The organism is Nocardia sp. NPDC051463 (assembly GCF_040681975.1).
In the GTDB taxonomy this organism is placed as follows: domain Bacteria; phylum Actinomycetota; class Actinomycetes; order Mycobacteriales; family Mycobacteriaceae; genus Nocardia.
On record NZ_JBFBAB010000018.1, the window covers coordinates 100,246 to 121,986 of the forward strand.

The 21,741-nt window shown below is 66.2% G+C and carries 21 protein-coding genes; 2 read left to right on the forward strand and 19 right to left on the reverse strand.

Annotated elements, in window-relative coordinates; translation table 11 throughout:
- Positions 1–856: 856 nt before the first annotated feature.
- The 3 genes from AB0M74_RS22800 to AB0M74_RS22810 form a co-directional block, all read right to left on the reverse strand.
- Positions 857–1,132, reverse strand: coding sequence for a hypothetical protein (locus AB0M74_RS22800; RefSeq protein WP_366528283.1), 276 nt, complete (start codon positions 1,130–1,132; stop codon positions 857–859).
- Between the two features lie 286 nt (positions 1,133–1,418).
- Positions 1,419–4,247: a ComEC/Rec2 family competence protein gene (locus AB0M74_RS22805; RefSeq protein WP_366528284.1), complete on the reverse strand. Its 2,829-nt coding sequence runs from the start codon at positions 4,245–4,247 to the stop codon at positions 1,419–1,421.
- Entirely contained in the window at positions 4,244–5,131 is an 888-nt protein-coding gene (locus AB0M74_RS22810) for a helix-hairpin-helix domain-containing protein (protein WP_366528285.1), read from the reverse strand. Before AB0M74_RS22810 ends, AB0M74_RS22805 begins: the two co-directional genes overlap by 4 nt.
- 601 nt (positions 5,132–5,732) lie before the next feature.
- Between AB0M74_RS22810 and ligD the strand changes: the two genes are divergently transcribed.
- Together ligD and AB0M74_RS22820 are read left to right on the forward strand one after the other, a co-directional pair.
- Positions 5,733–6,674, forward strand: coding sequence for a non-homologous end-joining DNA ligase (ligD, locus tag AB0M74_RS22815; RefSeq protein WP_366528286.1), 942 nt, complete (start codon positions 5,733–5,735; stop codon positions 6,672–6,674).
- Between the two features lie 351 nt (positions 6,675–7,025).
- Positions 7,026–8,243, forward strand: coding sequence for an erythromycin esterase family protein (locus AB0M74_RS22820; RefSeq protein WP_366528287.1), 1,218 nt, complete (start codon positions 7,026–7,028; stop codon positions 8,241–8,243).
- Between the two features lie 370 nt (positions 8,244–8,613).
- Here AB0M74_RS22820 and AB0M74_RS22825 read toward each other — a convergent pair whose 3' ends face one another.
- From AB0M74_RS22825 to AB0M74_RS22900, 16 genes are all read right to left on the reverse strand, one after another.
- Positions 8,614–9,108: an FBP domain-containing protein gene (locus tag AB0M74_RS22825; RefSeq protein ID WP_366528288.1), complete on the reverse strand. Its 495-nt coding sequence runs from the start codon at positions 9,106–9,108 to the stop codon at positions 8,614–8,616.
- Between the two features lie 138 nt (positions 9,109–9,246).
- A complete protein-coding gene (lexA, locus tag AB0M74_RS22830) occupies positions 9,247–9,909 on the reverse strand; it encodes a transcriptional repressor LexA (RefSeq protein WP_366528289.1) in 663 nt (220 codons plus the stop codon).
- 193 nt (positions 9,910–10,102) lie between these two features.
- The gene (locus tag AB0M74_RS22835) at positions 10,103–10,591 is read right to left on the reverse strand and encodes a GNAT family N-acetyltransferase (RefSeq protein WP_366528290.1); all 489 of its coding nucleotides are present in this window, start codon (positions 10,589–10,591) and stop codon (positions 10,103–10,105) included.
- Positions 10,592–10,678: 87 nt separating this feature from the next.
- Positions 10,679–11,521 (reverse strand): DegV family protein, encoded by an 843-nt coding sequence (locus AB0M74_RS22840; RefSeq protein ID WP_366528291.1) that lies wholly within the window; start codon positions 11,519–11,521, stop codon positions 10,679–10,681.
- Complete coding sequence (octT, locus tag AB0M74_RS22845; RefSeq protein WP_366528327.1) at positions 11,522–12,271, reverse strand: diglucosylglycerate octanoyltransferase; 750 nt, start codon at positions 12,269–12,271, stop codon at positions 11,522–11,524.
- 877 nt (positions 12,272–13,148) lie between these two features.
- Positions 13,149–13,808 (reverse strand): histidine phosphatase family protein, encoded by a 660-nt coding sequence (locus tag AB0M74_RS22850; RefSeq protein WP_366528292.1) that lies wholly within the window; start codon positions 13,806–13,808, stop codon positions 13,149–13,151.
- Positions 13,805–14,251, reverse strand: a complete 447-nt coding sequence (gene rsfS, locus AB0M74_RS22855) for a ribosome silencing factor (RefSeq protein WP_366528293.1) — start codon at positions 14,249–14,251, stop codon at positions 13,805–13,807. The genes AB0M74_RS22850 and rsfS overlap by 4 nt, the downstream gene beginning before the upstream one ends.
- A gap of 28 nt (positions 14,252–14,279) precedes the next feature.
- Positions 14,280–14,921: a nicotinate-nucleotide adenylyltransferase gene (nadD, locus tag AB0M74_RS22860; RefSeq protein ID WP_366528294.1), complete on the reverse strand. Its 642-nt coding sequence runs from the start codon at positions 14,919–14,921 to the stop codon at positions 14,280–14,282.
- Positions 14,922–15,015: 94 nt separating this feature from the next.
- Positions 15,016–15,744: an RsiV family protein gene (locus AB0M74_RS22865; protein ID WP_366528295.1), complete on the reverse strand. Its 729-nt coding sequence runs from the start codon at positions 15,742–15,744 to the stop codon at positions 15,016–15,018.
- 90 nt (positions 15,745–15,834) lie between these two features.
- Positions 15,835–16,314 carry an RsiV family protein gene (locus tag AB0M74_RS22870; RefSeq protein WP_366528296.1) on the reverse strand — a complete coding sequence of 160 codons (480 nt, stop codon included), beginning with the start codon at positions 16,312–16,314 and terminating at the stop codon, positions 15,835–15,837.
- Positions 16,315–16,427: 113 nt separating this feature from the next.
- Positions 16,428–18,413: a tetratricopeptide repeat protein gene (locus AB0M74_RS22875; protein WP_366528297.1), complete on the reverse strand. Its 1,986-nt coding sequence runs from the start codon at positions 18,411–18,413 to the stop codon at positions 16,428–16,430.
- 26 nt (positions 18,414–18,439) lie between these two features.
- The gene (locus AB0M74_RS22880; RefSeq protein ID WP_366528298.1) at positions 18,440–18,649 is read right to left on the reverse strand and encodes a hypothetical protein; all 210 of its coding nucleotides are present in this window, start codon (positions 18,647–18,649) and stop codon (positions 18,440–18,442) included.
- A gap of 95 nt (positions 18,650–18,744) precedes the next feature.
- Positions 18,745–18,999 carry a hypothetical protein gene (locus AB0M74_RS22885; protein WP_366528299.1) on the reverse strand — a complete coding sequence of 85 codons (255 nt, stop codon included), beginning with the start codon at positions 18,997–18,999 and terminating at the stop codon, positions 18,745–18,747.
- Between the two features lie 57 nt (positions 19,000–19,056).
- The gene (locus AB0M74_RS22890) at positions 19,057–19,398 is read right to left on the reverse strand and encodes an MmcQ/YjbR family DNA-binding protein (RefSeq protein ID WP_366528300.1); all 342 of its coding nucleotides are present in this window, start codon (positions 19,396–19,398) and stop codon (positions 19,057–19,059) included.
- A 9-nt stretch (positions 19,399–19,407) separates the two neighbouring features.
- The gene (locus AB0M74_RS22895; RefSeq protein ID WP_366528301.1) at positions 19,408–20,835 is read right to left on the reverse strand and encodes a VWA domain-containing protein; all 1,428 of its coding nucleotides are present in this window, start codon (positions 20,833–20,835) and stop codon (positions 19,408–19,410) included.
- 3 nt (positions 20,836–20,838) lie between these two features.
- Positions 20,839–21,714, reverse strand: a complete 876-nt coding sequence (locus tag AB0M74_RS22900) for a MoxR family ATPase (RefSeq protein WP_366528302.1) — start codon at positions 21,712–21,714, stop codon at positions 20,839–20,841.
- Between the last annotated feature and the right edge of the window lie 27 nt (positions 21,715–21,741).

Sequence of the window (21,741 nt, forward strand, 5' to 3'; positions counted from 1 at the left end):
AGAATGCGGAGGCTGTTTCATTTCTGTTTTTGCTGAGAAACATTTCGAGCAAGCTTCGGTCTCCGGTACGCAACGATCGAGACCGAACCTCGGATAATTCCTTCGTCCAGATTCATGGATAAAAGAGGTCAGCGGCATCCTTTCCCCCCGTTCGGCATTTCGCCATCGTCCGGATGGACACTCGAGAGAGACGCTGAGCGATCGAAGGAATCAGAGAATGCCCATACCAAGGCATGCAAAATGTCTACCAAATCTGTCGAAATATTGCCGCGATCGCCATGGCCTTTGCCCTGGTGGTCATCGCAGTTACCTCGGATCGGCCGGCACCACTCAATCTGCCGGTCTCGCATCGACCTCAGCCGCTCCCATTGGCTGGATCAATCTGCGTTTCTACCTCAGCGGTGCCCGGCTACGCCTCGAGACCACCAGCCGAGAAGCCGACGGGGTGGGTCCAATTCGATCTTCGCTGTACCTGCACTTCGGCACGTAACTTCGGCGTTGCAGCTCGTCCGGCCATTATTTCGGCTCGGTCCACGATTGCGATGCCGAATGCTCGACCTCGCATACCGAGCTACCCCCTCGCCGACCGGAGCGATTCGGCCGATGGCGGGTCACGCTCGCAACGTGATCCTGGATCGATGATCACCATGTCGCGCAGCTGGTCGGCGCAGATCACGCCGCTGCCGACGCGCGCCGGGTCGACGAGCAGCCCGGGCCGCGGCCGACCGAAGGCGCTGTCCGCACGTACGCCGACTGTCGCGAGACAGGCCAAGAATGCAGGAAATATTTCTTTCGATTTGGCTCGGCAACATTTCGAACAAGCTTCGATTTCCAGTGCGCAACGGTGATACGCACTTCAGGTGACCATCTTCAGCCGGACGGTGGGGGATAAAACAGGCCAGCGGTATTTCTTGATCTCTGTCTGGCATTCGTCGACGGTTCGGTGAACACTGGGGACGGTGATGAAATATTGCAGTAAGTAGTCTGTCCAGACCGAAGGAAACAAAATGTCTACCAGAACCGTCAAGATCTTCGCCGCGACCGCCATGGCCTTGTCCCTGGGTGTGATCGCAGCTCCCGCAGCGTCGGCCAGCACAGTTCCATCCCCCGAGCCGACATCAACTTCAGCCACTCCCATTACCGGTGGATCAGTCGCACTGTGCTTCCCACTCGGCAGTGTCGTCTGGTGCATCTGAGGCCACCGCCTGAGAAGCCCGCGGAGAGGGTCCAGTGAGGTAATCCGTGGTCGTGGTTTTACGCCCCATCCAGTGCGGTTGCGTACTGGATGGGGGTCCCGGAAGATCTCCGGACAACGTCTCCTGGTGCTCTGAGATTCGCTGAACCCGCGCTGTTGCACGGAAGAGTTCGCGGCACCGATCGGGTTTCGGAATGTGGCTGCCGACCAATCCAGCCACAATTCAGCGCGATGTCACCGCTTTCATTTTCGACCCTGCACCGGTGATCACCACATCGCCCGACTGGTCGGTGCGAATCACGCTGCTCTCGACCCGTACCAAGTCGGCGAGTAATCCGGGGTGCGGGTGACCGAAGGTGTTATCCGTGCCGACGCTGACTATCGCGAGGCGCGGGTGGACCGCGGCCAAGAATTCCGGTGCGGTGGTTCGTGATCCGTGGTGTGGCACCTTGAGGATGTCGGCCTGGACGGAGGCTCCTGAGTTCACCAGGCGGTGCTGGGCGGGAGCCTCGATGTCGCCGGTCAGCAGGATCCGGCCCGCGGATGTGGTGGCGGCGATGACGACCGACCGGTCATTCGCATCGTCGGCTGCCGCGCTTCCCGCATGTGGTCGCGTCGATGCTGTCGGCGCCAGCACGATCAATTCGATTGCGCCGAAACTCATTGCGTATCCCGCCGACAGTTCCACAATAGGAATACCTGCCCGTGCGGCAGCGGTAGCGACCTGGGCAGGCCAATTTGCCGCGGCGCGCACGTTGCCGGTCGACGCCCGCGGCTCACGGGTCGTACCGCGTGGATTGCCGAACGAGGCACGCGGTCCACTCGTCGTCGCACTCGGATCGCCGGTCGTGGCGCACGAACTATCGGTCCTCGGAGGCCGGTCGCTGGTCACGGCGCACGGGTCGCCGACTGCGGCGCGGGAGCAGCCATCGGGCATGCGGCACCGGTCGCCGATCGAGGCACACCGGTCACCGGGCAAGACGTGCGGTCCGTTGGTCGTGGCACGCGGGCCGCCGATCGAACCGCACAGATCACCGGGGGTAACGTCCCGGTCAGCCGGAGGTACTGAAGCAGCGGTGTCGTTACCTTTGCCGCCGTCGACGTTCGCAGTGATGTGACGCAGCCCGGGTACTGCGGGCAGCTCGCCGGGGCCGACTGCCAGTGCTGCTACCGAGCGTCCTTCGAGTGCACCGGTCAGTCCGCCGACGTGGTCGGCGTGCGGGTGGGTCAGGACCAGCAAGGGGATTCGGGTGATACGGAGGCGATCGAGGCAGGTCCGCATGGCACGGGGTTCCGGGCCGACGTCGATCACAATCGCCGCACCGTCGCCGATCGACAGGGCTAGACCGTCGCCCTGTCCGACGTCGCAGGCGGCAAGCACCCAGCCGGATGGTGGCCACCACGGGTGCCAGATCCGAATGGGAAACAACACAGCCGCTATCCCGAGAAGTGTTGCGGCCGTGAGTCGGCGCACAGTGGCCGACCGTAGAGACCACACGAATACCGCCACGACTGCGGCGGTGATCGAACCGCCGCACAGTCCACCGGGCATATCGATCGTCGCGCCGGGTATTCCTGCTGCGCGTTCGGCAATCATGAGCAGCCACCACATCGGTGGCCCCGCACAGCGCAGAACCACTTCGGCGGGCAATTGCCAGATACATGACAACACCGCACCGGCGGCGCCCAGCACCGTGATCGGCGCAACGACAGGTGCGACAAGGACATTCGCGAGAACTGCCACGAGACTGAGCCGTCCGGTCAGCGCGACCATGAGCGGAGTGGTGACCACGAACGCGCCCGCCGACACCGCGACGATTTCGGCGGGCACCCGCCACCAACCGCGGGCACGCAGCCAATCGGCCCAGCTGGGCGCAAGCAGTATCAAGCCGGCCGTGGCGACGACAGACAGGGCGAAGCCGGCCCGAACGGCCAGCTCGGGCCATATCGCCAGCAGTCCGATAACCGCCGCACATAGTGCGGGCAACGCCTGTTTCCTGCGACCGGTGACCAGTGCCAACAATGTGATTGCGCCCATCGCACCGGCCCGCAACACACTGGGATCCGGCCTCGCCAGCACAACGAACATGAGCAGTGCGCCTGCCGCGACCGCCGCGGCAAGCCGTGGACCGAGGGTGAGAGCTCGCACTACGAGCAGCACTACCGAGAGCAGAATAGTGAAGTTCGCACCGCTGACGACGCACAGATGTTGTAGTCCAGCTATTTTGAACTCTTCCCGGACATCATCGGGCAACGAGGCAGTGTCCCCTACGACCAGGGCGGGCAGCAGTCCGGCTGGATCCGGGGGTAAGGCCCGAGACGCGGCGGCAGCGAAATCCGCACGCACCGAAGCGGCCACGCGTTGCCACCACGGCAGCTGTCCGACCACGACCGGCGGACCGAGCGCCCGCAACGTGACAACCGAAAGATCCTGATGCCATGGCGGATCTATTCGCGCGCGGAATTCGACCGGCCCGCCGGGCAGCAGCTGCTCCCACTCCACACCCGAGGCCAGAATCACCACCACACCACCGGCCCGCACTACCACCTCACCCCGCTGGTACTCCCGCAGCTCCGCGCGCACCGTCCACCGCTGCTCACCCGCGAACGAATTGATGCGCACAGGTTTCGGATCATCGATCGGTGTCGCCACAACTCGCACCGACCCACCGATCGCTGTCCGCAACGGATGTGTGGCCACCCCATGTTCCCGCCACGCCCCCGCGATCGCGAACCCCACCCCGAGCAACACCGCCGCAAACGCCACCACCGTGACCACCCGCCAACGTTCACTGCGGTGTGCAACCGTCCACAGCAACAACACCCACAGCCCGATCGCCAGCACCGACAACCCTGCCGCAACCACCAGTGCAACCACCCACCCACCGGTGACCGCCACAATCGTTGCGCCCCAACAACACAGCATTGCAGGCAGCAGCCGCGCATCGAGCACCTGCGGCTCGTCCTCCCGATCGGCATCGACACCATTGCCGATCTTCCCTGCCTGCTCGACGTTCGCGCCGCCGACCGGCCCGCTCCCCCCGAGCCTCATACCGTCACCGAGCCGCGCAGGCGGGCGAGTCGAGTGGGGCCGATGCCGTCTATTTCGCCGAGCTGTTCGATATCGGTGAAGCGGCCATTCTTGGTGCGCCAGGCGATAATTGCACGGGCAGTGACCGGCCCGACGCCGGGCAACGCGTCGAGGTCCGACTCGGTCGCGGTGTTGAGATCTATGCGGGCTGAGGGGGACGGTGACGATGCGGAACCCGCGTGCGGTGCAGGGCCGGTGCCGGTGCGGCCGGAGCCGATGGTGGCGCTGCCCGATCGAGCAGGCCCCGGACTTGGGCCGGTAGCGCCGACCAGCACCTGATCGCCGTCCTGCAACCGCTGGGCCAGGTTGAGCCCGCTGAGATCGGCGCCCTCTTTCACACCGCCGGCCGCGGTGATGGCATCGGCCACTCGAGATCCGTTCGGTATCCGCAACAGGCCGCCGTTGTGTACCAAACCGACAACGCTGACGACCAGTTCGACGCCCGTGACGCGCTCGGGGCCATCGGGCGACACCGACGCTGCACCGGATGGCACAGCCATACTCGAAGCAGCGCTCAGCGGTGCCGAGGTGCGAACAACACTCGTCGTGCGCACAGCAGGTACCGGTGGAACCGGCTGCGCGACCGGCCGTTCCCGCAACACCACCACCATCGCCGTGAGCACCGCCGCCAGCCCGACCAAGGCCAAGGTCACCACACCCCGCCACCCTGGATCGAACCGCGCACCCCGAAACCGCTCCGGCACGATCCGGTCCCGCCACATCGGCCGGCCCCCTGTCCCGTCCAGCCACCCTGGCACCGGGACCTCACGGTCCCCGCCTGCCAGGTCGTATTCGCCACCGGGCTCACCGACCGACCCATCCGACTCCGTTTCTCTCGACGGCAACCGGTCGTCATTCCATCGCCCGCCACGGATACCCTCGCCCCGCCCGATCTGCGCCACCCGCCGCGCCCTTCTCGATCGCTGTACTCCAGCAGGCGACTGTGTCGCCCGTGCCCGCTCGCCGTCTTCCGATCGCCAGTGGGCTACCGGCAACGCGATACCTTGTGGCCGCCTACCGCCGACTGCCTGGTCGTTTTCGCCGACCCGGGCGCCATCGCGCACCGCTGTGGCGACCTCGGATCGTCCCGTCGACAATCGACTATCGCTGCGGGCCCGTGATGGCGGTGTGGGCTCGACCGCGCCGCGAATCCCGGACCCCGCTGTCCTGCTCGCGCCGACCCGGCTCGTCAGTTCGCTGAGGCGCCGGCGGATTCGCCGGCGTTCGTCGTGTCGTGACATGTCGCTGAAGGTAGGGCGATTCGAATCTCAGGGACCTGCGCTGAACAGCGGATTCGATGGATCTGTTGATAACCACGGTGCTGTGGACAACCGCGCCGCGAAGGCCCATACAAACCAGCAAGGGAAGACCGGTCGGTACTATTCGGAGAGTTGCCAGCACAGCGTTCGAGTTCACGAAGGGACCGGCGATGTCGGCGAGGCGGGCGTGACACAACTGCCGCACTACGCGGCGATGCTGGCGCTGGCCGGAGCCCTCCCCAGCGACGAACAGAGCTGGGCCTACGAAGCCAAATTCGACGGAATTCGGGCTATCGGCTACATCGAGAACGACCTGCGCCTGATGTCGCGCAACGACAAGAACATCACCGCAGCCTGGCCCGAGATCGCAGACATCGCTCCCGCGGCCCCTCGATTCGTGGTCGATGGCGAAATCGTCGCCTTCACCGCCGACGGCAAATCTTCGTTCGAGGCCCTGCAACCGCGGATGCATCAGCGCAATCCCGCCAAGATCCGCGCGCTCGCCAAGTCCGTCCCTGTCACCTACCTGATCTTCGACTTGCTGCACATCGGTGATCGATCGCTGATCGGCCTGCCCTACCAGCAGCGCAGGCAGCTGCTGGAACACCTCGGCCTCGACGGACCGCACTGGCGGGTCCCGCCCCGGCTACCTGGCACCGGCGCCGACGAGCTCGCCGAATCGAAGCGTCGCGGACTCGAGGGCATCGTCTGCAAACGCCTCGACAGCCCCTACCTCCCCGGACGACGCAGCGAATTATGGACGAAGGTCAAGAATGTTCACGATCAAGAAGTGGTAATCGTCGGGTGGAGACCGGGCACCGGTCGCCGCGCGGGAGGTATCGGCTCGCTACTGATGGGCGTATTCGACACCACAGGAAAGCTGGTCTACGCCGGAGGTGTCGGTACCGGCTTCACCGAGACGATGCTCGACGCGCTCCAGACGAGACTCCTACCCCTGCAACGCAAAACGGCCACCGTGGCTGCCGATGTCACAGACGCGGTCTGGGTGGAGCCCGAACTCGTCGGCGAGGTCGCCTTCGCCGAATGGACCAGTGACGGCCGACTCCGACACCCCTCCTGGCGGGGGTTTCGCCCTGACAAGGCGCCGCATGACGTGCGGCGCGAATAGCCACACGCACACCGATGACCTGCCTGCCCGCACCCGGAAATGCCGTTGAGCGTGAGTGTTCGATGCTCGGCAGATTCGGGGAAAGGCCTCTCGATCGGTGGGCGCAAGACTGATTTGTCGGCCATCCGCACCTGCCGCATATCACGCGTTCGCCGATACCCGCCGTCAACCCGTTGCCCGACCCGGCCGTACTTTCGCTGGCGCAGCCACATCCGATGGCTGACGGAATGGGCCTTGGCTTGCAGCTCCAATTGATACTTTTACCTATATATCGCAGGTCAGTGCCACAAAAATTTCAATCGGTAGTTCAACGATATCGTTGAGGAGAGCGACGTCCGAAAAGGAGTGTTCATGTCAACTGCCGCATCACTACGTGTCCTCGGCCGCCAACTCGACGACTCGGTAAGCCTGGGCCGTGCCATCGACGAGCTGCTTGCCACCCGGACCGAGCCGCCGACACTGCTCGCCCTCGGCGAGCCGACACACGGGATCGAGGCGTTCCCGTTGCTGCGCAACGAACTCCTCGGTCACCTCGTCGAACGCGGGTACCGGTCGATCGCGCTGGAGACCGACATCTTCGCCGCGTCCGTTGTCGAAGACTATGTGAGCGGGGCAACGGCGGAAATCGACCCGGTGCTCACGACCGGGTTCAGCCACGGGTTCGGCGCCGTGCCGGGCAATCGCGAACTCGTCGAATGGCTCCGCGCGCACAACGCAGGCCGCGCGCCGCAGGATCGGGTTCGCTTCCACGGCTTCGACGCGCCGTTGGAATTCTCCGGGGCGCCGAGCCCACGGCACGCGCTGTCCTCGACCACCGAGTACCTGCCCGCGGCGCTGCGGCCCGAATCAGTCCGCGACCTCGATGTGCTGCTCGGCGCGGACGCGGACTGGACGAACGAGGCGGCGATGTTCGACCCGGCAGCGTCCATCGGCGACTCCGATCGCGCTCGCGCCCTGCGCATCGTCGCCGACGATCTCGCCAGCGCGCTGCACCGCGCGGCACCCGGCCTGCGACCCGCCGACCCGGCCCAATACGACCACGCCGTCGCGCATGCGCGCACCGCCAAGGGCCTGCTGCGCTATCACGCGGCCATGGCCAGCCCCGCACCCGATCGCATCGCGACCCTGCTCAGCCTGCGCACCGAGATGATGGCCGAGAACCTGCTCGCGATCGTTGCCCAGGAGCAGCGACGTGGGCCCAGCCTGGTGTTCGCGCACAACGCGCACCTCCAGCGTGCGCAGTCGCACGCGTCCGGCGGCGAGAACGACATGAACTGGTGCAGCGCCGGCGCGCTTGTCGGACTCGCCCTCGGTCGGCGCTACATGTTCCTGGCAACCGACGCCGGCCCCCATAGCGATCCGGGCACCCTCCAGCAGTTGTTGGCCGAGGCGACCACCCGACGCGCTCTGTTCCCGGCACCGGCGCTGCGCGCAGCGCTTCCCCCGTCGATCGGCGCGGGCGAACCGATCGTGCCCGGCCACATCCCGCTCGACCCGGCAGACTTGGACGGCGCCGACGCGGTCATCTTCGTCGCCGACACCGACGGAAAGCGGCATCAGTACTGGTAGCCGCTCTCGGTAGCGAGGCAACGGCCGGCGTGAGAGCCTGCGACAAGCCATCGTGCGGGGAACACGCTCATCTGCCTCCTACCGCGCCCACCGAGTCATGGCGAGCGGTAGGCCCGAAGTCCAGGTCGGTCGGGGGCGGTGACAGCAACCGCGAGGTCGGTGGTTCGAGGAATCCTCTCCGGATGAGGTGGTCCGGTCCTCGTCCGGGCCATCTCAACCGAAGAGGAATCCTGTGCACCCCGAGTTCGGTTGCGGTACGGCTGAACTCGGGGTGCGCCGGTGGCCTAGCCCCTGAGTGTCGGCGCATGGCATCTACCTCCGTTTCTAGTCGGCAGTACGTACTGCCTGATGGATCTGTGTCGGATTGCGTTTAGGTGTAGAGCCTCGCGATGAAGGCGTTCATGTTGTCCCGGACCCGTTCGACCTTGGTTTCGACGGAGATGAGGTCTTCGCGGTATCGGTTACCGAGTGCGGGCGTTCTCTTTCCGCGCGCATACAGCGAACATGCGAGGTCGGTGCACATATAGGTGCCGACCGAGTTGCCGCGGCGGCCGGACTCGCCCGCCTTGTGCGCGGTCATCAACGAGACACCCTTACTGGTGTGGGTGGTCATGCAGATCGCACACATCTGGGCTCGACCGAATCCACCGATTTCGTAGCGCAGCGCGACACCGACGAGGCGATCATCGTCCTGCGGAACGACGAGGTAGCCGCGTCCGGGCAGCGATGGATCGCCCCAGCCGAGGAAGTCCAGGTCCTCCCATAGCCGATCGTCCAGGTCCCGGGGCACGGGCAGCTTCTTGGCGGTGGTTTTGGAACAGTTGACGAACGACGACCTGATGTCGCGTTCGGTGACGGCTTTCATGACAGCATCGACTCCTTCGGTTGACCGGTTGACAAACCGAAGCGACGTTACAGCTGGTCGCGGCATTGAACAAAGGAATTTCACGGTCATGGCGACGAAGCGTGGCGGCACCATGACCGGTCCCAATGCCCCGGCGGGTCAGACTCGGCGCATCACCGAGACCACCTTGCCGAGCACCACGGCCTCGTCACCGTCGATCACCGAGTAGGCGGGGTTGCGCGGCTCCAGATACACGTGGCCGTTGCGGCGGCGATACACCTTGACCGTCGCCTCACCGTCGATCATGGCGGCGACGATCTCACCCGAGTGGGCTTCATCCTGTTTCCGGATCACCACGATGTCACCGTCACAGATTGCGGCGTCGATCATCGAGTCACCGCGTACTCGCAGACCGAAAACCGTGCCGCGGCCGACGAGTTCGCGCGGCAGAGTCATCGTGTCGTCACTGTGCTCCTCGGCGAGGATGGGACTGCCCGCGGCGATGTCACCAATGACCGGCACGGCCACCGAGTCGTCCGACGACTCCCGCGGCGCGGCGGCGGCAAGGAACATCCGGACATCGATCGGCCGCGACATCGTCTCGCTGCGGCGCAGGAACCCCTTGTCCTCCAAGCTTTTCAGATGCTTGGACACCGATGAGGAGGAACGCAGTCCCACCGCATCGCCTATCTCCCGAGTGTTGGGCGGATACCCGTGCCGGACAACGCAGTCCCGAATCGTGGTGAGAATCTGCTGCTGCCGCAGGGGCAGCGTCGAAGTATCGAGGTGCTCGAACGCGTCGAGGTGGTCGTATCCGGTCACCCGGGAATGGTAGATGGCACACCGACCCCACCCGTCACACACCATGGACCGACCATCGACGTGTCGCCGACCCGCCTGCGAGTTCCCCTCCGCATCCGCTTCTTCCGGTGTCGACCTCTGGCCGCGCGGCATCGAGCGGAGCATCACCGCGGGCAACTCTCGCACTTCGTTCAGTTTGTGGCGTGGTGGTCTGTCAGGACAGAGTTTTGGCGAAGCAGTGGGAGCGAGGCAGTGGTTCGTAGGGGGAAAACAGCGGGATTCGGTGGTAGCCGCTGTGTTCGTACAAGCGGACCGCTTCGGGCTGGAGGTGGCCGGTTTGCAGGATCAGGCGGGGTTGCCCGAGTTCGCGTGCGGCATCTTCGGCGGCTGCGAGCAAGCGAGCGGCGACGCCGGAGCCGCGGTGGGCGGGGCGCACGAACATGCGCTTCAACTCCAGGTCGCCCGCATTCCAACGCACCGCGGCATGCCCGACCGGCTCGCCCGAATAGGCGACGAATGTCCGATGCACCGTCGCGGGATCGACCGCCTGCGGATTGCCGCGCAACTGCTCGGCTAGATAGGCGTAACGAGGGCCGACCTCGGCCGCCATTTCCGCACGAAGGATCACCGCGTCCCGGTGCTCCCAGTCCGTCGACTCCAGAGTCAGCGGCGGATGGGTCGGCGGCTTCGCAGAGCTCGTCATATCGCGACCCTAACCCGATCCACCTGCACCGAACCCCTTTGCGATCAAACAGATCGGTTTACCCGCCGCGGACCGGGGGCAGGTGATTCAGGCGCAGCCACCGGGCACGACCAGGACGCCGACAGCTCCGGGGCCGAGGTGGACGCCGAGGGCGGGGCCGAATTCGGCGATGATGAGTTCACGAATGCCGGGGACCAAGTCGCGGAGTTGGGTGGCAACGGTGTGCGCCACTTCTTCCGCGCCGAGATGTTGGACGGCTACCGCGGCGCCGTCGTCGCCTGCCGCATCGACCGCTGCCGCGACGAGTTTGGCGTAGGCCTTGGAGCGAGTGCGGACCTTTTCGCGCAGCTCGAGGCGGCCCTCGACGATCTGCAACAAGGGCTTGGTGACCAGTTCGCTGCCGAAAAATGCGGCAGCGCTGCTCAATCGGCCGCCACGGCGCAGCTGTTCGGTGCGATTCACCAGAACAAAGGTGCGTGAGCGGCTCGACGCGGCGACGGCGGTGTCGTAGACGATGTCCAGCGCGGCGCCGCTGCGGGCTCGACGGGCCGCGGCCAGCACGGGCAGCCCGGTAGCCAGGCCGGCGCCGAGCGAGTCGACCAGCCGCACGTGGTCGGCGGCATCCATATCGCGGACCGCTTGCCTGCCCGCCTCCCAGGTCCCCGACAGCTGGCGCGAAATATGCACCGCGACAACACCATCACCACCGCTGTGCTCCAGCGCTTGCTCGTAGACCGCGCGTAGTTCGCCCGGCGAGGCGGCCGAGGTGGTCACGGTGTCGGAGGAATAGTCGATATCGATGGGGTCGACGCCCTCACGGATCGCGCGATCACCCACCAGGACATGCAGCGGTACGACGGCAATGTCCAGCTCGTCGACGAGCTCGGCGGGGAGGCTGGCGGAGGAATCGGTGACGACCACAACGGCCAACTACCGAACCTCCTGCAAAGTCTTCACCATCGCGGTGGCCACCGCGGTGTGTCCGGCCCAGCCCCAGTGGATGCCGTCGGGGTTGGCCTCACCGGAGAAGATATTGTCGCGCACCGCTTCACCGAGATCGACCAGCGGCACCGAGGTCCTGGCCGACCATTGGCGCAGCGCCCGCACCGCGCGCTCCCGGCCCGAGTGCACGCGACCATAGGCGTCGCAGTTGTGCACCGACGGCAACACCGCGACAACCGGCAGGTCTGGACGCAAGTGCGACAGCGCTTCTCGCGACTGCTCCAGGTAGTCGACGCTTACCTTCGGGGGGAGCGCCACCGGACGGCCGAGCTTCGACAGCTTCGGCTGCAGCCAGTTGTAGGTGCCGCGCACCGCGCGGCGGATGGCGGGCGGACGCACATAGCGGATCAACTCACGCAACGCGGTCGGCAGTGGCGACGGCAGCGTATCCATCCCGCCGACCGCGAACACCACCGCGCCCGCACGCGGAACCGCCGCCCACACACGAGGATCACCGATCAGCGCCCAGTACGCATCCCGGCAGGTCCAACCTATGCGTCCGACCAGCTCGACATCCCAATCGAGTTCGGCGCCGACGAGGTTCGGCCAGATCCGCGGATGATCCGCAGGTAACCCGCCCTTCGGTCCGAAGTAGGACAGCGAGTCCGCGATCACCAGCAACACCGGCCGCGCCGCAGACTGCCCGGCCGCGGTGATCGAGTCCGCGTCGGCAGTCACCGTGGCATCCGCACCAGCCGCGTCCGCACCAGCAGTCACCGGCGCGTCGAGCCCGACAGCCACAACCGAGGCCGCTCCAACAGTCACAGATGGATTCGTCTCGACCGCCGCAGCGGAGGCCGCGCCGACGGCCACCATCTGCACGGCTGCGGCGGAGCTGCCGGATTCGCTTGCTGTGGTGTCGGATTCGGTATCCGACACCACAGCTGTGGACGGGGCGGTTTCCGCTACCGCGGACGCCGCGTCGACAGTCGGGGCCACCGAGCCCGAATCGCCCAGTGGCGCCGCGGCGGCTCCGGTAGGCACGCCCGCACCCGCATTCGATCTGACCGCGTCGGCCACCGATACCGGGCCGGGCGTGGAATTCACTGTGGCAGAGGAGGGCTCGTCACTGGAAGTCGCCGAGTCGACGGCAGCAGCCACCGGATCCGCCGTGGAGGTTGCGGTGTCGGCGGCTCCAGGAGGTTCTCCGGCAGCAGGCGCGACCACATCTTCCCCGGATTCGGCTGCGCCGGATGCGGACTCGCCAGCGCCGGTAACCGACCCATCAGCGCCGGACGCGGATTCCCCAGTAGGGGCTACTACCTCGACAGCAGGGGCCACCGCAGCAGCGGCAGGGGCCACAGACTCACCAGCATCGGCCACCGAACCGGTAGCGCTGGACCCGGATTCAACTGCGGCGGACGCGGTTTCGGTCGCGTCGCGCGCGGATTCCGCGACAATCGCCTCGGCCTCCACGTCGGCCACAGGTTGGGGTTCGACCGGCTCGACGGGCTTCTTGACCGGAGGGGGTCCGAACAGCGCGTCGGGGACAGCCCGTTCGGGCTTGGCCGATATGCGCCGGAACAGTTCGTCCGGAACCTGCCGAATCGGTTCTTCAGAGGACATCGGGGGCCACCTTCGCCGCTGCGTTCCACACATCCAGGCGCCAACCGGGTTGATCGATGCTCGGGCCGTGGCTGCTCAGCTGCACCCAACTGGTGTTGGCCAAGCCCCCAAGGGCAGGCCAGTTCTGCGGCGGCAGGTCGAGCAGCGCGGCCGTGAGGGCGGCGATCAGCCCGCCGTGCGCCACCAGGATGATAGTCCGGCCCGGCCAATCCTGCCGGTCGGCGAACAATTCTTGGACCACCGGAAGTGACCGTGCACCGACCTCGAGCTTGCTCTCGCCGCCGGGCGGGGTGTACGTCGCGTCCAATCGCCAGGCGATGCGGGCACCGGGGTAGTCAGCGTCCACGTCGAGGTGGGTCAGGCCCTCCCAGTCACCGAGGTCGGTTTCACGCAGCCGCGCATCCTTGACGACCGGCACCGTGGTGTGTTCGGCCAGCGCGGAGGCGGTGTCGAAGGCGCGCCGCAGATCGGAGGACACGATGGCGATGGCGTTGCGCGAGACCAGCTGACGGGCAGCCTCTTTCGCCTGGCGGCGGCCCAGTTCGGTCAAGTCGGTGTCGATCTGGCCTTGCATCCGATCGGAGGCGTTCCATTCGGTCTGCCCGTGCCGCAACAGGATCAGGGTGCGGACGCCGGCATGTCTGCTCACTCGGAGTCGTCCCCCGCTTCACCGCGCACAGGCTCGCCGTTCACGGATTCACCATTGCTCGCGACCGGCAGCTGCTGCGGCGCGCCGATGCCTTCCACGGGAACCACCGGGCAGTCCTTCCAGAGCCGTTCCAGCGCATAGAAATTGCGCTCGTCGTTGTGCTGGATATGCACCACCACGTCGACGTAGTCGAGCAGCGCCCAGCGACCCTCGCGGGTACCTTCGCGCCGGACCGGCTTGTGTCCGGCCTCGCGGAGCTTCTCCTCGATATTGTCGACAATGGCGTTCACCTGCCGCTCGTTCGGCGCGGAGGCGATCACGAAGCAGTCGGTGATCACCAACTGCTCGGAGACGTCGAGCACGACGACGTCGGAAGCCAGCTTCTCGTCGGCCGCACGTGCGGCAACCTGCGCCATCTCCACTGATTCGACAGATGCGCTCATGCCACAACCTCGCTGCGCTTGCTCACGTTCAGCTACCTTCCGCTCCTGCGGGCACGTAAAGGTGCCGCTTCGATATGTATTGCACAACCCCGTCGGGGACGAGGTACCACACGGGCCGATTCTCGGCCGCGCGGCGACGGCATTCGCTCGACGAAATCGCCAAGGCCGGAATTTCGATCATGGTCACCGCGTCGACCGGCAGGTCTCGCAGATGCTCCGCGAGATGATCGGCATTCAGCTCATACCCCGGTCGACTCACCCCGACGAACTTCGCCAGTTCGAACAGTTCGGACCAATCCTGCCATGTCAGGATGTTGGACAGAGCATCCGCTCCAGTGATGAAGTACAGCTCGGCGTCCGGATGCTTGCTGCGCATCTCGCGCAGGGTGTCGACGGTGTAGGTGACCTTTCCCCGGTCGATGTCGGCCCTACTGACCGAGAATCGCGGGTTTGAGGCGGTCGCGATCACTGTCATCAGATAGCGATCCTCGGCCGGGCTGACCTGTTTGTCCGCTTTCTGCCATGGCTGTCCGGTCGGGACGAAGATCACTTCATCGAGGTCGAACCGATTCGCGACCTCGCTGGCGGCGACCAGGTGACCGTGATGGATGGGGTCGAATGTGCCGCCCATCACGCCTAGCTTGCGTCGGCGCCGACCTGTCTCGTGCATGAGTGCCGAGCTTAACGGGTTGCCCGCGTACGACGTCGTCGAGCGTGCACGGAACGGGCCGCAGGAGCGGGTGTGGCCGCGCATTGATACGCCGTCAACTGCTGACGACTGCCCGCATACCTGGCTTCAGTACACCGTCGAGCGCGGACCACGGCACGGTGATGTCGATGTAGCCCATCGCGTGCGACGCGATCTCGCCGAGATAGATGCGCATACCCGCCGGGGTCGCGACCCAGCGTTCGTAGTTCTGCACCCTCGGCTCGAGATCTTCCTTGAAGTAGAAATTCGTGCCGACCCGCGTCTTCGGCAGCAGTTCCGCCGCCTGGCTCGAGAGCACGTTCAGTCCCTGCTGCAGGTCGGTGAACAGATCGGGCAGGGTGAGCGCCGTCGCGGTGTCGATGTCGGTTACGTGGGTGGCCTTGTAGGTGGCTGGATGTGCGCCGCCGGTGTCGACCTCGATCCCCAGCACGCCGCTGAGCACATGGCGGCCGATTCGGGCGACCTCGCTGCGGAACCCGGTGACCTTGATATCCGGGCCCGCGTCCCGGATGAACTTGTCCGCCTCGGCGCGCATCCCCTTGTCGAATTCGGTGCGCGCGTCCTCTTTCCCACCGGCGACCTGTGGCAGGTCGACGCTGTATCCCACGCCCTCCAAGCGCACCGTGGTAGCGGTGAACCCCCAGGTCGAGTCGGGCGCGGGTGACTCGACAGCGGCGGACGTGGCCGACACCGTGGTAGCCAGTGCGGCTTCATCGGTGGATCCACACGCGGTGAGCACGGCGGCCAGCACTGCGGCCACGATGGCGGCGACGGTCTTCTTCATTCGCGGAACCCTCCCAGACGATGCCCGGTACAGCCTAGTTATTCACTACCGGATCGTCGGTGGACGACTGCCCGCATGTCGCAGCTGCCGTCAGGAGCCGACAACCTCCCGCATGCCCGGCCGCAACACACTGTCCAGCTCGGACCATGGCACCGTGATCTCGATCTTGCCCAATGCGTGCGGCCCGATTTCGCCGAGCACGATCCGCATGCCCTCCGGGGTGGCCAGCCAGTTCTCGAAGTTCCGCTCCTCGGGGGCGATGGCTTCCATACGGTAGTCCGCGCCCGCCCGTGTCTTCGGCACCAGCAGCGCGGCCTGCGCCGACAACGCCTCCAAGCCCCTTCGGGTGTCGGTGAACAGGGTGGTCAGCGTGATCGGTCGACCGGTGTCCACGTTCGTCACGTGGGTGCGGTAGAAGTTGTTCGGATGCGCGGCGCCCTGCGTGTACACGATGACGACCAGCTCGCCGCTGAGGACGTGCGCGCCGATGCGCACCACCGCGCTCTCGCCGCCGATGAGCGAGGTGCCGGGAACGAGCTGCGCGATCCAACCGCCAGCCAGCACGCCCATTCCGTCGTTGAATTCCGCTCGCGCGCCGGGGTTCCCGCCGGTTACCTGCGGTACGTCGATGGTGTAGTTCGGGCCTTCGAGCCGGATGGACGACGGGGTGAAGGCAGTGGACCTCAGCGGTCCGGTGCACCCGGGTCGCCGACTTCGCGCCGCATATCCGCCAGCTGGCTGTGGGTGTGCGCGAGTTCGTTGGTCACCTCGGCCGACGGCGCGGTGCCTGCGAGCTGTTCCAGTTCGGCGAGCAACCCGCCCATCGTCGCCAGCCAGGGTCTCTCGTCGGCTTCGACGCTTCGGCTCCATACCTGCACCCAGGCGGCCGAGCGCAGGCACTTGGCCCGCGGACCCACTCGACCGAGCTCACCCCAGAGCTGAGCGGCACGCAGATAGGCCACCAGCGCCTGGTCATCTTCGTCGCAGTTTTCCAGCGCGGTCGCCGCCGCCCAGACCAGGTCGGCCTGTAGCTCGTTATGCTCGGGGTCGTCTTGGACCAAACGTGCGGCTTCGACGAATTGCCTTGCCGCCGAGCGGAATCGGCCGAGCCTGCGCAGTGATTCGGCATACTGCTTGCCCAGCACGGCCATCTCGGCGGCCGGGTAGGGGGCCTTGCCCGCGGCAATCGGCTGCTCGAACAATGCGGCGGCCTGGCCGTACCGTCCGGCCCGATGGAAGGCACGCGCCGCGACGAAGGTGAGATGCACGGCGTCGGCGTCGGAAATCCCCTCCCATCGCGCGACGGCCTCGACTGCCGCGTCGGCCAATTCGGATTCATGTCCCGGCTGCCCGGACAACACCATCACGAGCTGCGAACTCAGCCGCGCCAGGTGTTCGGCAGGCAAGACGGTCGCGCCGATCGACAGAGCCCGCCGCAGATACCGTTCCGCCACCGCGGGCTGGTCGATGAGTCGGGCCGCGGCCAGACCTGCCACCCACAGTGCCTCGGCCTCCCGTTCGGTGGCAGCGGTGACCCGGCCTGCTGCGGTGACCGTGCCCCGAGGGCGGGCTCGGCCCGGCAAAGTGTTGCGCAGACCGAGCGGAAGGTGCTCGAGCAGCGGTTGTTGTGCCAGTCGCATTGCGACCCCGGCACTGACAACGGTGCTGTCGTTGCGGGCGTCGAAACGGTCCGACAGCGCACCGATCTCGATCGCGAGGTCCGCGCGCAACGAGTGCACCGTTGCGAGACCGACAGCGACAGCACCGAGGCCGAGGGCTTCGAGTCTGCGCAACAGCACCGACACTCCCGCCGTGAACGACAACCGGGCGGCGGCGTCGGTGCCGCGATCGGTCAGCCACGCGGCGTGCGCGGCGAGGATGTCGAGGCCACGCGCTTCGTTGCCGGTGAGGGCACAGAACTCGATGTGTTCGGCGACCGAGGGCCGGAGATCGGGACTGTGTCGGACCAGTGGATACCCGGTCAAATGCGCATTGCGTGCTTGCGCGGTGTGGCCGGTGCGCACCAGCGCGAGCAATGCGTGCGCGAGCACTCGGTGCGGCTGCTCCGCGCAGCTGCGCTCGCCGTCGATTACCGGCCGCCACTGGGCGAGTGCGGCCTGGTCGTCACCGGCCCGCGCGCTGGTGACGCCCCATTCGTTGCGTTCGCACGCCTCGCAGTCGGACATGCCGTCGCGCGGCGCGGCCATCGCGGCATCGAGCAGGCGCGCTGCGTGTTCGTGTTCGCCTAGTTCCCGGGCCAGGTTCGAGCGCAGCGCGAGCACCGGACGGGCACTGTACCCCTGCTGGCGATAGCGGTTTTCGAGCTCATCGAGCCACCGATAGATGGTCGGAAGCGGCGCGGCGGGGTTCCCGATCAATCCCGACGTCATCCACTTCAGATACCAGTGCACCGATGGCGCGATGGCGCCGAGTTCGGCAGGAAAGTCATCGTGGATCCGCAACAATCTGGCGTAGGCGACCGGCGCCAGATCCCGTTCGCCCCCTTGCGCGTACGCCTTGGCCAACTCCAGCAGCACCGCCCCCTCCAGGGCCCGGTCCGGCCCTACCTTCGCGGCCGCGGCGAGTGTCGCCAATCGCTGCGTTCGCCCGCGCCCGTCCGGCAGCGAACAACTGTGCGCCAATGCGCTTCGGATCTCTGTCGGGTCCATCTCACGCCTCCCCTACCGGTCTCATATCACCCAGACCCCACCGCAACACCCGCACCGACCGAGCGTGGTGTCACCCGGTCGAGGAATTCACCGATCAGCAGGGTGTCGGCTGGTCGCAGCGGACAGTGAGTCCTCAATAGCGCTCGGCCGTAAAGGGATTCGATCGCGGTCACGGCCCAGGCGAGGTCGGCGATTCGGCTCGGTCCGCCGACCACGGCGCAGTGATGGTTCGACACCCATCGAGCAGACGGAGGCGGCCACCTCGAGCACACCGAGGATCTCGGTCCCGAGCTCGTCGGCTCCGAGAGCGCTGTCCGCACAGATGCGATCGTTACGGGCACCGCGACCGTCCAGACACCGAGCGGGCACCGGGGTCGAGTGGAAGGGCACCCAGAATCACGTCGCAGTCGAGCGGCGCGGGCGCGGCGCGTACCGGAGCCGATGTCGGTTCCTCGGACGCGCAGACGGTGTCCAACGCGGCGGTCACCGCATCGACGACTCCCCACAGATCCACCGGGAACGCGTAGCTGTGGTCCGCCGCCGCGCCGCCCGCAGAACCAGCGCTGTCCGGCGTTCTGTTCACCATGGCGACCGATAGTGCTGCTACCCGCCAATGGTCGGCTTAACGAAAGCTTGACAACCTTCAGACGGTGGGGCGTTTCGACTTCGGCAGCTTGCTCATGACGGCGTCATAGGACTGGTCGACGAGTTCGGTGAGCTCGTCGTCGGGCACCGCGCCGCCGAGCTCGACAGTGTTCCAGCCATACCTACCGATGTAGGCGGAGGCCGCCACGTCCTGCGGGTAGACCCTGATCAGCTCGTCGGCTTCCTCCCGGTTGCGGCCGCATTTGAGACCGACCGAGGTCGATCCGAGGAATGCGAATATCTTGTCGCCGACCTTGGCGACGATATCGCCCTCCCACGGTTCATCCTGCCAGGCACCAGGTTTGGCCAGGCAGTACGCCAGCAGTTTCGCCTCCTCCATATCGGCTTCTCACACCGGCAGCAGCCGAGACACCACCGCGGTCAGCTGGCTGGCCGAGCGACATTCGTGCATCTCGATCACCTGCTGATACTTGTCGGCGGCGGAATCGCCGGAACCCCAGTTGGTGCGCATCTCCGGATTGAGCCAGTGCGCGTGCTTGGCGGTGCGCACCAGCGATCGCACCGTATCCAGTTCGGGGTCACGGTAATTGGTCCGGGCATCACCGAGGATCAGTAGTGAGCTGCGGGCGGTGACGGCATCGGGGAAGTCTCGGACGAATCCCGCCAACGCATTGCCGTAGTCGGAGTGCCCGTCCATGCCGACGACAGCCGCCTCGGTGAAGATCCGGGTCATCGCAGTGTCGAGCTGCGTGCGCGAATCGAAGAATCGGGTGACCTCGTCGGTCTGGTCGACGAACGCGAAAATCCTTACCCGCGAGAATTGTTCGCGCAGCGCGTTGACCAGCAGCAGGGTGAAGTTGCTGAAGCCCGCCACCGAGCCGGACACATCGCACAGCAGGACCAGCTCGGGACGGCCGGGCCGTGGTTTGCGATTCACCAGGTCGACGGGCACGCCGCCGGTCGACATCGACTTCCGCAGGGTTTTGCGCAGATCGATTTCGCCGCGACGGGAATGCCTGCGCCGCACCGCAAGTCGAGACGCAAGGATGCGCGCGAGTCGCTGGCTGCTGCGCCGCATCTCGATCAGCTCGGATTCCGAGGCGCGCAGGAAATCGACGTCCTCGGACTGCCGCGAGACGGCGTAGCTCGCTACGCGTTCGCGGCCGATCCGCTCGGCCACCCGCCGCCGGGTTTCCGCTTCCACCGACGCACGGAACCCGTCGATGCGCCCACGAACGGCCCGTCTGGCGATCTCGGTATCGAACGCGCTGATGTCCGGGCCTGCCGCCAGACCGGCCAGGATCTTGGCAAGCAAGGTTTGCGGCTGAACGTCTTTCAAGGCCTTGTAGGCCGAGAACGACGACCCACTCGCAGACTGATACTGACCGAGTTGCTCGACCAGCTGCGCGGCCAGCGCCTCCAGCTGCGCCTCGGCCGATTCCTGCGCCAGCAGTTCCGCGAGCAATTCCCGTAGGGCTTGGATGTCCACCTCGCCCGAGGATGTCTTGGGAATCTCGACCTCGTCGCCTACCGCGGTGCGCTCACCCACCGCAATCGGAAACCACAGGTCGAACAGCCCGTCGAAGGTCGTGCGATGTGTGGTGCGGCGCAGCAACGCACACGCCAACCCCTCGCGCAGCACCTCGCGGTCCATCAGGTCGAGCACGGTCACCACCCGGCCGGCGTCCACAGTCTCCGAGGGACCCACCGGAATACCGCGCGCCCGCAGCGCCTCGACGAATCCGACCAGGTGCCCGGGCAATCCGTGCGGCGCACCCATCAACGCGGCGTCCGCAGGGATCGATCCCGTCGACATGACTCAGGCCAGCTTCAGCTCGGTGACCGCACGCTGGTGGTCGGCCTGATGCTTGAGTACGACGCCGAGCGTGGCGCGCACCGTTTTGTCGTCCAGGTCGTTCAGCCCCAGCGCGAGCAGCGTGCGACCCCAGTCGATCGACTCGGCGACCGAGGGCAACTTCTTGAGCTGCATGCCGCGCAGCACGTGCACGATACGCACCAGCTGAGCGGCGACCGCCGTGGACAGCTCCGGCACCCGGCTGGCCAGGATGCGGCGCTCCAGCTCTTCGTCCGGGAAATCCAGGTGCAGGTAGAGGCAGCGGCGCTTGAGTGCCTCGGACAGTTCGCGGGTGGCGTTGGAGGTCAGCACCACGAACGGTTTGCGCTCGGCGGTGATGGTCCCCAATTCCGGGACGGTGACCGCGAAATCGCTGAGTACCTCGAGCAGCAGACCCTCGATCTCGACATCGGCCTTGTCGGTCTCGTCGATCAGCAGCACTGTAGGTTCGGTGCGCCGGATCGCGGTCAGCAGTGGCCGAGTGAGCAGGAACTCCTCGGTGAAGACGTCAGCTTTCGTTTCTTCCCAGTCATTTTCGCTGGAGGCCTGGATACGCAGAATCTGCTTGGCATGGTTCCACTCGTACAGTGCGCGGGCCTCGTCGACACCCTCGTAGCACTGCAGACGCACCAATTCGGCGCCTGCGGTCTGCGCGACCGCCCTGGCCAGCTCGGTCTTTCCGACACCAGCCGGGCCCTCGATCAGCAGCGGCTTGCCGAGCCGGTCGGCCAGGAACACCGAAGTGGCGGTGGCCTTGTCGGCCAGGTAGCCGGTGGTCGCGAGCCGTTCGATCACATCGTCGACCGACGTGAAAATCGGCTGCTGCGGTGCTTCCGCCACGGGTTGTCCTTCCTCGGGGTGAGCGGA

Excerpts from the sequence above, each read along its gene's own strand:
- AB0M74_RS22805 (WP_366528284.1), bottom strand. The coding sequence starts at position 4,247 with ATGAGGCTCGGGGGGAGCGGGCCGGTCGGCGGCGCGAACGTCGAGCAG.
- AB0M74_RS22820 (WP_366528287.1), top strand. The coding sequence starts at position 7,026 with ATGTCAACTGCCGCATCACTACGTGTCCTCGGCCGCCAACTCGACGAC.
- AB0M74_RS22825 (WP_366528288.1), bottom strand. The coding sequence starts at position 9,108 with ATGAAAGCCGTCACCGAACGCGACATCAGGTCGTCGTTCGTCAACTGT.
- AB0M74_RS22835 (WP_366528290.1), bottom strand. The coding sequence starts at position 10,591 with ATGACGAGCTCTGCGAAGCCGCCGACCCATCCGCCGCTGACTCTGGAG.
- rsfS (WP_366528293.1), bottom strand. The coding sequence starts at position 14,251 with ATGAGCGCATCTGTCGAATCAGTGGAGATGGCGCAGGTTGCCGCACGT.
- nadD (WP_366528294.1), bottom strand. The coding sequence starts at position 14,921 with ATGCACGAGACAGGTCGGCGCCGACGCAAGCTAGGCGTGATGGGCGGC.
- AB0M74_RS22865 (WP_366528295.1), bottom strand. The coding sequence starts at position 15,744 with ATGAAGAAGACCGTCGCCGCCATCGTGGCCGCAGTGCTGGCCGCCGTG.
- AB0M74_RS22870 (WP_366528296.1), bottom strand. The coding sequence starts at position 16,314 with ATGGGCGTGCTGGCTGGCGGTTGGATCGCGCAGCTCGTTCCCGGCACC.
- AB0M74_RS22875 (WP_366528297.1), bottom strand. The coding sequence starts at position 18,413 with ATGGACCCGACAGAGATCCGAAGCGCATTGGCGCACAGTTGTTCGCTG.
- AB0M74_RS22885 (WP_366528299.1), bottom strand. The coding sequence starts at position 18,999 with ATGGTGAACAGAACGCCGGACAGCGCTGGTTCTGCGGGCGGCGCGGCG.
- AB0M74_RS22890 (WP_366528300.1), bottom strand. The coding sequence starts at position 19,398 with ATGGAGGAGGCGAAACTGCTGGCGTACTGCCTGGCCAAACCTGGTGCC.
- AB0M74_RS22895 (WP_366528301.1), bottom strand. The coding sequence starts at position 20,835 with ATGTCGACGGGATCGATCCCTGCGGACGCCGCGTTGATGGGTGCGCCG.